At 68.9% G+C, this 13,551-nt stretch carries 7 protein-coding genes; 6 read left to right on the forward strand and 1 reads right to left on the reverse strand.

What is annotated here, in order from left to right; genetic code table 11:
- The first annotated feature begins 424 nt into the window (after nucleotides 1–424).
- Nucleotides 425–4,231 (forward strand): GH92 family glycosyl hydrolase, encoded by a 3,807-nt coding sequence (locus FE633_RS27880; RefSeq protein ID WP_138047945.1) that lies wholly within the window; start codon nucleotides 425–427, stop codon nucleotides 4,229–4,231.
- A 199-nt stretch (nucleotides 4,232–4,430) separates the two neighbouring features.
- Here FE633_RS27880 and FE633_RS27885 read toward each other — a convergent pair whose 3' ends face one another.
- A complete protein-coding gene (locus tag FE633_RS27885) occupies nucleotides 4,431–5,504 on the reverse strand; it encodes a lytic polysaccharide monooxygenase auxiliary activity family 9 protein (protein ID WP_138047946.1) in 1,074 nt (357 codons plus the stop codon).
- A 364-nt stretch (nucleotides 5,505–5,868) separates the two neighbouring features.
- On the opposite strand from FE633_RS27885, the gene FE633_RS27890 reads away from it, so the two are divergent.
- The 5 genes from FE633_RS27890 to FE633_RS27910 all read left to right on the forward strand — a co-directional run bounded on the left by FE633_RS27890 (nucleotide 5,869) and on the right by FE633_RS27910 (nucleotide 13,143).
- On the forward strand, nucleotides 5,869–8,403 hold the full coding sequence (locus FE633_RS27890; RefSeq protein ID WP_138047947.1) for a SpoIIE family protein phosphatase: 2,535 nt from the start codon (nucleotides 5,869–5,871) through the stop codon (nucleotides 8,401–8,403).
- Nucleotides 8,404–8,519: 116 nt separating this feature from the next.
- The gene (locus FE633_RS27895; RefSeq protein ID WP_138047986.1) at nucleotides 8,520–9,560 is read left to right on the forward strand and encodes a sugar ABC transporter substrate-binding protein; all 1,041 of its coding nucleotides are present in this window, start codon (nucleotides 8,520–8,522) and stop codon (nucleotides 9,558–9,560) included.
- A 46-nt stretch (nucleotides 9,561–9,606) separates the two neighbouring features.
- Nucleotides 9,607–10,386 carry an ATP-binding cassette domain-containing protein gene (locus FE633_RS27900; protein WP_171060147.1) on the forward strand — a complete coding sequence of 260 codons (780 nt, stop codon included), beginning with the start codon at nucleotides 9,607–9,609 and terminating at the stop codon, nucleotides 10,384–10,386.
- Nucleotides 10,377–11,696 (forward strand): sugar ABC transporter permease, encoded by a 1,320-nt coding sequence (locus FE633_RS27905; RefSeq protein WP_425473235.1) that lies wholly within the window; start codon nucleotides 10,377–10,379, stop codon nucleotides 11,694–11,696. The genes FE633_RS27900 and FE633_RS27905 overlap by 10 nt, the downstream gene beginning before the upstream one ends.
- A 100-nt stretch (nucleotides 11,697–11,796) precedes the next feature.
- Nucleotides 11,797–13,143: an ABC transporter substrate-binding protein gene (locus tag FE633_RS27910; protein ID WP_138047949.1), complete on the forward strand. Its 1,347-nt coding sequence runs from the start codon at nucleotides 11,797–11,799 to the stop codon at nucleotides 13,141–13,143.
- Nucleotides 13,144–13,551: the final 408 nt, after the last annotated feature.

A 13,551-nucleotide genomic window follows, 5' to 3' on the forward strand; every position in this document is an offset into this window, starting at 1 on the left:
CGGTGAACCGGACCCTCCCCGGCACCGCGGTGTGGTGAAGCTGGTCTTGCACTTGACTGGAGGTCTTGCACATTTCAGCACCAGGATCAGCGGGAATGGCGGCAGTCGGCGTGCGCCGCGCCTCCGGTGTCCCCCTGCCCCTGTCTGTTGACGACCTGTTCGAACGGTCGAGCAGACGCCGACAGGTATAGTCCACTTCCCGTCCATGGAGCAAGATCGGGAGCCGGGTCGCCCCATCATCTTTCCCGAGTTGAGACCTCCCGGAAATATCACGCACCCGTCGCATTCCGCTGACAAAAAAATGGCCGAGAATGCACGGGACGGCACATTCGACAACCTTGACATCACCGGCAACTTGACCCCCTATTGAACCTTGCGCAACGAATTTGACAACGTTGTCCACGCGCAGGGAGGCTGCTCGCGCATGCAGCACAGACCTCGGCACAGATGGGCTTCCACGGCGGTCCTCGGAGCGACCGCCTTCGCACTGGTGATGACCTCGCAGGGCGCCGCCGTCGCCCGGCCCGGCGAAGCGACGGCCGCCGACCGCGAGTTCGCCTCCTCGTTCGAGACGGACGATCCCGCACCGGACTGGCTCAACACAGTCGATACGTCGCCTGACGGTACAAAACGATCGTCGGGCGTGGACGGCGGCTACAGCAGCGGCATCCCCGGCAACGTGACCGACCACGTCACGGACGTCCGGGCGAGTGGTGAGCACACGGGCGCGGGCGAGGTGAAGGAGAACCTCGTCGACGGTGAACCGAGCACCAAGTGGCTGACCTTCGCGCCCACCGGCTGGGTGGAGTTCGACCTGGACGCTCCGGTCAAGGTCGTCACCTACGCGCTGACGTCGGCCAACGACCACGACGAGCGCGATCCCAAGGACTGGACCCTGCGGGGCTCCACGGACGGCAAGGACTGGAAGACCCTCGACAGCCGCTCGGGCGAGGTCTTCGACAAACGATTCCAGACAAAGTCGTACGACCTCGCCGCCCCGGCCGAGTACCAGCACTTCCGGCTCGACATCACGCGGAACAACGGCGCCCCCGACGCCACGCAACTGGCCGACGTGCAGTTATCGACCGGCGGCGGCGAGGAGCCCGCACCCCGGGACATGCTCTCGCTCGTGGACCGCGGGCCTAACGGCTCCCCGACCGCCAAGGCGCGTGCGGGCTTCACCGGCAAGCGGGCCCTGCGGTACGCGGGCACGCACCGGACGGACGGCCGCGCCTACTCGTACAACAAGATCTTCGACGTGAACGTCCGGGTCGGACGGAACACCGAGCTGGCGTACCGGATCTTCCCCGCGATGGCGGACGCCGACCGCGACTACGACGCCACGAACGTGTCCGTGGACCTGGCCTTCACGGACGGCACCCATCTGAGTGACCTGCGCGCCACCGACCAGCACGGGTTCGCGCTGACGCCGCAGGGGCAGGGCGCCGCCAAGGTCCTGTACGTCAACCAGTGGAACAACGTCGTCTCGCGGATCGGCTCCGTCGCGGCCGGCAGGACCGTCGACCGGATCCTCGTCGCATACGACTCCCCGAAGGGCCCCGCGAAGTTCCGCGGCTGGCTCGACGATCTCACGCTGCGCGTCAAGAAGCCCGAGAAACCCAAGGCCCACCTGTCGGACTACGCCTCGACCACGCGCGGCACCAACTCCAGCAGCGGCTTCTCACGCGGCAACAACTTCCCCGCGACGGCCGTACCGCACGGCTTCAACTTCTGGACGCCGGTCACCAACGCGGGATCGCTCAGCTGGCTGTACGACTACGCGCGGGCGAACGACGCGGACAACCTGCCCACCATCCAGGCGTTCAGCGCGAGTCACGAGCCCAGCCCCTGGATGGGCGACCGGCAGACCTTCCAGGTGATGCCGTCGGCCGCGGCCGGCACACCGGACACCGGCCGCGCCGCCCGCGCGCTCGCCTTCCGGCACGAGAACGAGACGGCGCGCCCGTACTACTACGGGGTCCGGTTCGAGAACGGCCTCAAGGCGGAGATGGCGCCGACGGACCACGCGGCGGCCCTTCGCTTCACCTATCCCGGTGACGACGCGAGCGTGCTCTTCGACAACGTCACGGACCAGGCCGGGCTGACCCTGGACAAGGAGAACGGGGTCGTCACCGGTTACTCGGACGTGAAGTCCGGACTGTCGACGGGCGCGACCCGGCTGTTCGTGTACGGGGTCTTCGACGCGCCGGTGACCGACGGGAGCTCCTCGGGAGTCAAGGGCCATCTGCGCTTCGACGCGGGCGCCGACCGCCGGGTCACGCTGCGCCTGGCGACCTCCCTCATCAGCGTCGACCAGGCCGAGGACAACCTCCGCCAGGAGATCCCGGACGGCACGTCCTTCGACACGGTCATGTCACGCGCCCAGCGGCAGTGGGACCGGATCCTCGGCAAGGTCGAGGTCGAGGGCGCGACGCCGGACCAGCTGACGACGCTGTACTCCAGCCTCTACCGGCTCTACCTCTACCCCAACTCCGGCTTCGAGAAGGTGGGTTCGACGTACCAGTACGCCTCACCGTTCTCGCCGATGCCCGGACCGGACACGCCGACCCACACCGGAGCGAAGATCGTCGACGGCAAGGTGTACGTCAACAACGGCTTCTGGGACACGTACCGGACGACCTGGCCGGCGTACTCGCTGCTCACACCGGGGCAGGCGGGCGACATGGTGGACGGTTTCGTGCAGCAGTACAAGGACGGCGGCTGGACCTCGCGCTGGTCCTCGCCCGGGTACGCGGACCTGATGACCGGCACCTCGTCGGACGTGGCGTTCGCCGACGCGTACGTCAAGGGCGTGGGCTTCGACGCGAAGTCGGCCTACGAGGCGGCCCTGAAGAACGCGACCGTCGTCCCGCCGTCCTCGGGCGTCGGCCGCAAGGGCATGACGACCTCGCCCTTCCTCGGCTACACCAGCACCGACACCGACGAGGGCCTGTCGTGGGCGCTGGAGGGCTACCTCAACGACTACGGCATCGCGAGGATGGGCCAGGCGCTCTACAAGAAGACGGGCGAGAAGCGCTACCAGGAGGAGTCCGCGTACTTCCTCAACCGCGCGCGTGACTACGTCCGGCTCTTCGACCCCGAGGCCGGTTTCTTCCAGGGCCGCGACGAGAAGGGCGACTGGCGGGTCGAGTCGTCCCGGTACGACCCACGGGTGTGGGGTTACGACTACACCGAAACGAACGGGTGGGGGTACGCCTTCACCGCTCCCCAGGACTCGCGCGGCCTCGCCAACCTGTACGGCGGACGGCAGGGCCTCGCGGAGAAGCTCGACGAGTACTTCGCCACCCCCGAGACGGCCTCGCCGGAGTTCGTCGGCTCGTACCCCGGCGTCATCCATGAGATGACCGAGGCCCGTGACGTACGGATGGGCATGTACGGCCACTCCAACCAGGTGGCCCACCACGCCACTTATATGTACGACGCGGCCGGTCAGCCCTGGAAGACCCAGAAGAACGTACGCGAGGTGCTCTCCCGCCTCTACACCGGCAGCGAGATCGGCCAGGGCTATCACGGCGACGAGGACAACGGCGAGCAGTCGGCCTGGTACCTCTTCTCGGCGCTCGGCTTCTATCCGCTGGTGATGGGCAGCGGGGAGTACGCCATCGGCTCGCCGCTGTTCACCAAAGCGACCGTTCACCTGGAGAACGGCGAGGAGCTGGTCGTCAGGGCCCCGAAGAACAGTGCGAAGAACGTGTACGTGCAGGGGGTGAAGGTCAACGGCCGTACGTGGACGTCCACTTCGCTTCCGCACGCGCTGATCGCCCGCGGTGGGGTCCTGGAGTTCGACATGGGGCCGAGGCCGTCGTCGTGGGGCACGGGGGAGAACGCGGCGCCCGTGTCGATCACTCAGGACGACAAGGTGCCGTCGCCGCGGGGCGATGCCCTCGAGGGCGACGGAGCGTTGTTCGACGACACCTCGGCGACGGACGCGGCAGTCACGGCTTCCGTCGAACTGCCAACCACCCAGGACACCAAGGCGGTTCAGTACACGCTGACCTCGTCCGACCGCGCGAAGGCGCCCAAGGACTGGATCCTGCAGGGCTCGTCCGACGGCGGTGAGTGGAAGGACCTGGACCGGCGTTCCGGTGAATCCTTCACGTGGGACAAGCAGACACGGGCGTTCTCGGTCGGGTCACCGGGGACGTACCGGCACTACCGCCTGGTCCTCGACGGTGAGGCGACGCTCGCGGAGGTGGAGCTGCTGGCCTGAGGCAGGCAGGTTCCCCGCGCCCCGTGAGGGGCGCGGGGCCGTGACACATGCGGCTCCGCCGCGTGGGCGCGACCAGCCACAACGAACCCGCAGCCGAAACACGACCGCGGGGGCCTGGGGGCGAAGCCCCCGGTTTCGGGAAGGGGTGGGCTTGGGGAAAGAAGACCCTCCCCCGCCCACCCGCACCCGTCCCCGAAGATCAGCCAACCCTGCACGCAAGGCTGGTCGACGGATCACCTCCCGAGCCGGAGACGACGTATCCGAAGGTCGTGCTCCGGCCTGGCTCCAGCGAGCCGTTCCAGTTCGCGTTGTGCACCATCACGTTCTGCCCCTGGGTGGTCGCGGTGCCGCTCCAGAGGCTGTCGAGCCGCTGCCCGCTCGGCAGGTTCCAGTCGACCATCCAGCCGAGCATCGGCACGTTTCCGGTGTTGGTGACGGTCACCTCGGACTGGTAGCCGCCGGACCAGCTGCCCGTGGTGCGCCGGGTCGCGGAGCACTGGCCCGGTACGGGATCGGTGGGGTTGCCCGGCTCCTTGACGCCGGTCACCTCGCCGTTGCCGCCGTCGAAGACGACGTCCGAGCAGGAGTAGAAGGTCTCCTGGCTGTCGGAGCGCTGCCAGACCATGTAGACGATGTGGCGGCCCGACTTGTTGTCCGGGAGCTTGCCCCGCCAGGAGTAGTTGGCCTCGACCGTGCCCGGGCTGCCGTTCAGCGGCGGGTGGTCGACGCTCAGGAACGGCCGGTCCTCCATGTCGTTCCAGGTGAGCGTCTTGGTCGGGTCGAAGCCGTCCTTGGTGATGTACACGTAGAACCAACCCGGGTGCGCCGCCCACGCGTTGTACGAGAAGTCGACGGTCGCTCCCGACGTGAGGTGGGTGAGCGGCCAGTCCTTGCTGGGCGTGTTGAACCCGGAGAAGTTGGTGTTGCCGCCGCTGCACAGCTCGCCGTCGGGCACGAAGCCGCGGGTACGGCCGGCACCGTCCGAGCGGAGTACGGAGAACCAGTTGTAGAACGGCGTTGTGCCGCTGACCTGCTGCGCCGCCTTGCAGGCCGGGTTGACGGGCTTGATCTCACCGGTGTCGGTCAGTCCGTCCTGCCAGCACAGGAAGGTGCGGCTGCCCGGCTTCATGGGCGTGCCGTGCGCCTGGGCCTCGCCTCCGGCCGTGACGACCAGACCGAGCGCCGGGATCGTCGTGACGAGGGCGAGCAGGACGAGGAGGAGGGCTCTGTGACGTGCGGGCAGCAGCCCTAATCGCGTTTTTGTCACGTGCATGACAATTGCTCCTTGGTGTACGACCTGAAGGAACGTGCGCAGGTGATGTGCACGCATGGATGCGTACGCGTAGGTGTGAGGCGGGAGCGAACCCCGGGGGCGGGTTCCGGTCCACCCCGTATGGGAGCGCTCCCACCTCCCTCTTGTGAAGCTAGCGCGCACGGCAACCGCTGTAAACGCCTGACGCGGGTGCGAGTGCACAACCATCCCTGATGCATCTGTCGGCTTTGTCCATGTATGCGATTCTGGTGTGGGGTGCCCCGCCTCCTGAGCGGCGTGAACCGGCGCCGGGGTCGGCGCCGCCTGTGTTCCGGGGGGCCTCCACCGGTTGGCACCGGTGCACGGACAGGAGGTAGATGCGGACATGCCCCACTACGGCGGTGCCCAGGCCGGACTCTCGGGGCTGAGGACATACGGAGCAGGGGCGGAGGGGACCGGCTCGCCTCCTCCGGCGCCTGAGGACACCGCGAGCGAGCGGATCCTGGCGTTCGCCGGGGCGGCGCTGGCGGCGGTCTACGCGCCGGACGAGGAGAGCGAAGACCTTCGGCTGGTCGAAACGGCCGGAGACGCCCCCGCCCGGTACGGGCTGCCGGAGCGCAGCCCCGTGTCCAGTCGCTCCCCCATGGCCGACGCCTTCCGGGCCGGCGGGCCCCTGTGGCTGGGTCCCACGGCGCTCGCCTCGTACCACGAGGGCGGGGCGGCGGCACTGCGGCGCGGGGTGTCGCTCGGTGTCATGCCCCTCAGAGCGGAGGGCAGGCGGCTGGGCTGCCTCGTCGTCGTGGGGGACACCGCGGAGGACTTCGGAACCGAGCAGCAGGGCTTCCTGGAGCGGTACGCCGACGCGGTCGCTGACGTGTTCAAGGCCGGGGCCGACGGGTCCGCGCCCTCGCCGCTGCTGGGCCCCGCCCTGCTCAGGATGCGCGTCGGCTCGTTCCTCCTGGTCCCGGACACCGGTCTGATCGAGGCGGACGCGGTCGTGCTCGAACTGGTCGGCATCGCCCCGGACGACTTCGACGGCAAGGTCGACACCCTGCTCGCGCACACCGTCCCGGAGGACCTGCCCGCGCTGATGTCGGTCGTGGAGCCGTCCACGCAGGCATCCGAACGCCGGGAACTGGAGTTCCGCATCCGCCGCCCCACGGGTGAGCAACGCTGGCTGCGCCTGAGCTGCCGGGTGCTGAAGGGCACCGGCGACGGGGCGGAGCAGGTGCTGGGCGTGATGACCGCGGCCTCCGCGCTGCGGCAGAGTGCCGATGACGTCTCCAAGATCCAGTGGCTGACCGCCGCGCTCGACGACGCCACCACGGTCCGTGATGTCAGCCAGGTGGTCGTCGCCGCCCTGCGCGAGCCCCTCGGTGCCGACCGGGTGGCGCTCGCGGAGTTGCAGGAAGACCGGCTGACGGTCACCGTGCTGGATCCGCCGCAGCCCTGTGCCTGGCCGGAAGCGTGGCGTGCCGAGTGGCGTTCGGAGTGGCCCGACGCACCGGTCGACTCCCTGCCCACGCTGCAGTCGGCTCTGCGGGAGGGGCGCATGGGCCTGTGGCCCGCACAAGCCACGCTCGAACCCGGGCTCGCGGGCGTCGGCCCGGGAGGGCTGGCCGTCCTGCCGCTCCTGGCCAAGAGCCGGGTCGCCGGGGTGTGCCTGGTGGGCTGGGACGAGCCGCACGAGTTCGTACCCGAAGAGCGCTCCCTGCTCACGGCGACCGCGGGACTGGTCGGGCAGGCCCTGATGCGCGCGCACGTGCACGACGCCGAGCAGGAGCTTGCCACGATGCTGCAGCGCAGTCTGCTGCCGCGCCGTCTCCCCGAGCTGCCCGGCGGGATCGCCGCCGCCCGCTATCTGCCCGCCAAACGCGGGCTGCAGGTGGGCGGTGACTGGTACGACGTAATCGCCCTCTCCGAGGGGCGGGTGGCACTGGTCATCGGCGATGTGCAGGGGCACAGCGCCGGTGCCGCGACCATCATGGGCCAGATGCGCACCGCGGTCAGGGCCTACGCCGTGGAGGGTCATCCGCCCGACGTGGTCGTCTCGCGTGCCAACCGTCTGCTGGTCGGCATGGAGACCGACCTGTTCGCCACCTGCTGCTATGTCGAGCTGGACATGGAGGAGGGCAATGCCTGGTTCGTCCGTGCCGGGCACCTCTCGCCGCTGGCCCGGCATCCGGACGGAAGCACGGAGGAGGTCCCGGTCGAGGGCGGGCTCCCGCTGGGCATACTCGCGGACGCGGAGTACCCCATGACCGCGGTCGCGCTGGCGCCGGGCACCGTCCTCGCCATGGTGACCGATGGCCTGGTCGAGTCCGCCGCCCTGCATCTGGACGAAGGCATGCGCCGCACGCGCGAAGCGCTCTCCGCGGCCGATCCCACGGACCCCGGCCGGATGGCCGACGCGATCCTCGGCGACGACGGTCGTCGTGAGGACGACGTGGCACTGCTGCTGCTGCGGTACGACGGGATGCAGGTCCGGCCGACACGGGCCGGCTGGGTGGTGTGGCGGCTGCCCGACGCCGTCATGCACGCGCGCCGGTTCACCGCGCGCACCCTGCGCTCCTGGCAGGTCGCGGACGCGGCCGACACCGTGCTGCTGGTCGTCTCCGAACTGGTCACCAACGCCCTGGTGCACACCCAGGGCGCGGTCCGCGTCGACCTCATCCTCGCCGCGGACCGGGTGCGGGTCGCCGTGACCGATTCCTCGCCCCGTGCGCCCGCCAAGCCGGTGATCGTGGACTGGGAGTCGACCGGCGGCCGGGGCCTCCTCCTGGTCGAGGCGATGTCGGCGTCCTGGGGCTCCGTGCCGGTCGGCGCGGGCAAGCAGGTGTGGAGCGAGATCATCGTGCCACCCATCGACCGCGGTCTCGCGGAGGCCGGGCCCCGGACAGAACAAGGGGGTCTGACATGAGGACCCAGAGCACTCGTAAGACCCGTAAGACCCATAAGACCCTTGGGACCCGCAGGACCCGCAGGACCCGCAGGACCCGTACGTGGAACGCAGTCGCCGCCACCGTCGCGGGGCTCATGGCCGTCTCCCTGGCCGGCTGCGGAGACAACGGCGGGAGCGGGGCGAGCGATGGCGGCTTCACCGTCGGCCTGCTGCTTCCGAGCCGTGCGGTCCCTCGTTGGGAGCACTCCGACAAGCCCCTGATCGAGAAGAGGGTGAAGGAACTGTGCCCCGACTGCCGTCTGGAGTACGCCAACGCCGAGAACGACGCGGCAAACCAGCGGCAACAGATGAACTCCATGATCACCAAAGGAGTCGAGGTCCTGATCGTCGACGCCGCCGACACCAAGGCGCTGCGCTCCTCGATCCAAGACGCACGCGATGAGGGTGTCCCGGTCGTCTCCTACGACCGGCTCGCCGAGGGCCCGATCTCGAGCTTTGTCAGCTTCGACGGTGCGCAGGTCGGCCGGCTCCAGGGCGAGGCTCTCCTCAGGGCCATGGGCGACAAGGCGAAGGAGGGCCAGATCGTCATGCTGAACGGCGATCCGGCCAGCCCCAACGCGGCTTGGTACCGCGACGGGGCGATGTCCGTCCTCGAGAACAAGGTGAAGATCGGCAAGTCGTACACCACCCTGGGGTGGCGAGCGGAGAACGCCCACGACAACATGTCCGCCGCCATCTCCGCCCTGGGCCCGCAGCGGATCGACGGCGTCCTGGCGGCCAACGACACCATCGCCACCGGCGTGATCTCCGCGCTCAAGAGCGCCCGGGTCACCCCGCTGCCTCCCGTGACCGGCCAGGACGCCGACCTCAATGCCGTGCGCCGCATCGTCAAGGGGGAGCAGTACATGACCGTGTACAAGCCCTTCACGGCGGAGGCCGACTCGGCCGCCGCCATGGCCATCGCCCTGGGGCGCGGCAACGACGTCGGCTCCCTCACCACGACGACGGTGGACACCCCCACCGACGATGACATCCCGGCCGTCCTGCTCACCCCGATCGCTGTGACGGTCGACAACATCGAGCAGACCCTCGTCAAGGACGGCGTGTACACGATCGACGAGATCTGCACCCCGAAGCTCCGGCCCGCCTGTGACGAGGCCGGACTCACCCCGTAAGGCGGCGAACCCCAGTGAGGGGAGTCCAGTAAGGGAGGTGGTCCCCGTGGCGTACCCGCCCGTGCTGGCGTTGCGAGGCATCTCCAAGCGGTTCGGCGGTGTGCAGGCTCTCATGGATGTCGAGCTGCACATCCGGGCCGGCGAGGTGGTCGCGCTGGTGGGCGACAACGGCGCCGGCAAGTCCACGCTCATCAAGGTGATCTCGGGCGTCGGCCCGGCCGACAGGGGTGTCATCGAGTGGGAGGGCCGGGTCGTCCACATCAAACGCCCTCACGACGCCCAGGCGCTGGGCATCGCGACCGTCTACCAGGACCTCGCGATGTGCGACAACCTCGATGTCGTCGGCAACCTGTTCCTGGGCCGTGAGATCGACCGGCTCGGCATCCTCGACGAGGTGGAGATGGAGCGCCGCGCCCGGGAGCTGATGCGCACCCTGGCCATCCCCATCCCCGATGTGCGGACGCCTGTCGCCACACTGTCCGGAGGACAGCGGCAGGCCGTCGCGCTCTCCCACTCGCTCATGGGCGCACCCAAGGTCCTCCTCCTCGACGAACCCACCGCCTCCCTGGGCGTCGAGCAGACCAGCCACCTCCTCGACCTCGTCGAGGAGCTGCGTGACCGCGGCCTCGCCGTGCTCCTCATCAGTCACAACATGGGGGACATCAAGGCCATCGCGGACCGCGTCGCCGTCCTGCGCCTCGGCCGCAACAACGGCCTCTTCGACGTGAACACCACATCCCAGGAACAGATCATCTCCTCCATCACCGGCGCTGCGGACAACGCCGTGGCCCACCGCACCCCGGGCACCGAGGGGGCATGGCCGTGAGCGGAAGCGAAAGGGGCGCGTCCCGGGATTCGCGCTCCACCGGGACGGACGGCGGCGCCCGGACCGGGTCCGCCTCATCGGGTCGGCCCGCGCGCACCCGCGGGCGGAACATGAACGTCGGGAGATACGCCGAAACGGTCCGCGACAGGCTGCGCGGCGCCGAAGGCGGCCCGATCTTGGTCGCCCTCGGCCTTGTCGTCATCGGGGCCGTCTTCCAGGCCCTCGACAACAATTTCCTCTCGCCGCGCAACCTGTCCAACCTCAGCGTGGACATCGTCGGTACCGGCGTGGTCGCGGTCGGCATCGTCTTCGTGCTGCTGATCGGCGAGATCGACCTGTCGGTCGGCTCCGTCAGCGGCCTGTCAGGGGCCGCGTTCGCCGTGCTGAACGTGAACCTCGGTGTGCCGGAGTGGCTCGCCGTCATCGTGGCGGTGGTCTCGGGAATGGCGGTGGGAGCCGTCCACGGGGCCTTCTTCGCCTGGATCGGCGTGCCCTCGTTCGTGGTCACCCTCGCGGGGCTGCTGGCCTGGAACGGTCTGACGCTGTACCTGCTGGGCGCGAGCGGCACCATCAACATTGACGAGGAGGGCCTGGTCGCGTCCCTGACCAGCAACTACTTCGAAGACCCCGCGGCCGCGTACGGTCTGGCGGCGCTCGGCACGGCCGGTTACCTCCTGTTCGCCGCCTGGAGCAGGAGCCGCCGCAAGGCCACCGGTATGCCGTACCGGCCGCTGGGCGAGCTCTGGTTGCGCACAGGCCTACTGGCGGCGGTCACCTTCGCCGCCGCCTACACGCTCAACCAGTTCCAGGGCCTGCCGCTGGCTCTCCTGATCTTCCTGGTGGTCATCGTCGTCTCGGACTACATCCTGCGCCGGACCCGCTACGGGCGGCGGGTGTACGCGCTCGGCGGCGGCGTCGAAGCGGCGCTGCGCGCCGGCGTCGGTGTGATCCGGGTCCGGATCGCGATGTTCATGGTGTCGGGGACACTGGCCGCGATCGGTGGCCTGTTCGTGGCCTCGGAACTCACCTCGGCGAGCCCGACGACGGCCCGCGCCGCCGGCTCCGGCATGCTGCTGATCAACGCCATCGCCGCGGCTGTCATCGGGGGCACCAGCCTGTTCGGCGGGCGCGGCTCGACCTGGTCCGCGCTGCTCGGCGTGCTGGTCATCCAGTCGATCGCCTCGGGCATGGCGCTTCTGGGGGTCCGGGACGCCGTCCAGTTCATCATCACCGGTGCCGTGTTGCTGGCCGCCGTCGCCGCCGACGCGCTCTCCCGGCGCTCCTCGGCGGCGGCGCGCGGCCGCATCTGAGCGATCACTCTTATTTCGCTACACTTCGCATTAACTGCCCGTTACGTAATAAAGACGGATATATAACCAAGGGACCGAACGCCGTAGCCATCGGAGTCCCATGAAGCACAGGCGCCTCTTCCATGTGACCGTGAGCCTCGCGGCCGCGACAGGGCTGGCGCTCTCCGGCTGCGTCGGCACCGACTCTTCGTCCGGAGGGGCGCAGAGCATCAATGTGCTCACCACGGACGCGTCCCAGATGCAGAACCTGAGAAGGCTCACGAAGGAGCACTTCACCGCGGAGACCGGCATCACGGTCCGTTACACGCTCCTGCCGGAGAACGAGGCGCGGGCCGCCGTCAACCGCGAATTCGCGAGCCAGGCCGGACACTACGACGTGGCGAGCGTCAGCCCGTACGAAGCGCCGATCTTCGCGAAGAACGGCTGGCTCACGCCGACGAGCGCCTTCCTGGAGGACGAGTCCTTCGACCAGGACGACATCTTCCCTCGTCTGATCACGTCGCTGACGGCCGACGGCAAGCTCTACGCCGAGCCCTTCTACGGTGAGGGTTCCTTCCTGATGTACCGCAAGGACCTTTTCAGGAAGAGCGGGCTGACCATGCCGCAGAAGCCCACGTGGGACCAGGTCGCGTCGCTGGCGGCCAAGATCGACGGCACCGACGGTGCGAGCGGCATCTGTCTGCGCGGCATGCCCGGATGGGGCCAGAACCTGACCCCCCTCAACACCGTCGTCAACACCTTCGGCGGCGCCTGGTACGACATGAAGTGGAACGCCCGGCTCACCTCCCCGGCGTTCAAGGAGGCAGTGGGGTTCTACGTCGACCTGGTCCGCTCGCACGGCCAGCCCAACGCCCACCGGATGGGCGTCCAGGAGATCCTCGAAACCTTCCTGTCGGGCAGGTGCGCCATGATGTACGACGCCACTTCCCTCGCTTCGTCGATCGAGGCCGACGGCTCGGTGGTCAAGGGCAAGGTCGGCTATGTCCCGGCGCCGCACGACAAGACCGAGACGGCCGGCTGGCTGTGGACCTGGGCATGGGGCATCCAGGACGCCGGGACGAATAAGGACGCCGCCTGGAAGTTCATCTCCTGGGCCTCCTCCAAGGAGTACCAGCGGCAGGTCGGCACGGAACTCGGCTGGACCGCGGCGCCGGCCGGAAGCCGTAAGTCGCTCTACGCCAATCCCGACTACCAGATGGCGGCCGCGGCCTGGTACCGGCAGGAGTACACAGCGGAGACGAACGCCCCCGACCCGAAGAACCCGGGCGTCAGTCCCCGCCCCTACACCGGTATCGGATTCGTGGGCATCCCCGAGTACGCCGGCCTCGGCGACAAGGTCTCCCAGGAGATCAGCGCGGCCATCGCCGGCAGGCAGTCGGTGGACACGGCCCTGCAGAAGTCACAGGTACTCGCCCAGGCGGCTGCGGCGAAGTACCGCGGCGAGTGAGTCGCGTCTGGCCAGCCCGCTGATCAGGTCCTCCACATCGGCCATCGGTGGACCTGTACCGATCCGCTGCGGGAACCCTGTGTTCTGCCTGAGGCGCAGCCCGCGACTTACGTTCCCCGTGTTGAAAGAGGTCGTGTTGCAGGCGGAGTGGGCCGAGTTGTGGATGAGTGGCGTCTGTTTTGGACGGGGGCCGGTGAGCGCGAACTCGGCGATCGCAGCGCTGGGAGGACACTCCCGCGTCTCCCCTGCCTCCTCATCCAGCCCGTGCCGCATGTTGACGGGCGCCGGTCAGCTCAACCTGAAGCCGGCCGGTGACGCGGCCGATCAGTTCCCTGCTTGAGCTTGCGTCAGGAAACCGATCAGTTTACAGTGAGGCGAGGCGAAACCGATCGGTTTCCCAGATGAGTT

This window comes from Streptomyces montanus (assembly GCF_005786655.1).
Taxonomy (GTDB): domain Bacteria; phylum Actinomycetota; class Actinomycetes; order Streptomycetales; family Streptomycetaceae; genus Streptomyces; species Streptomyces sporangiiformans.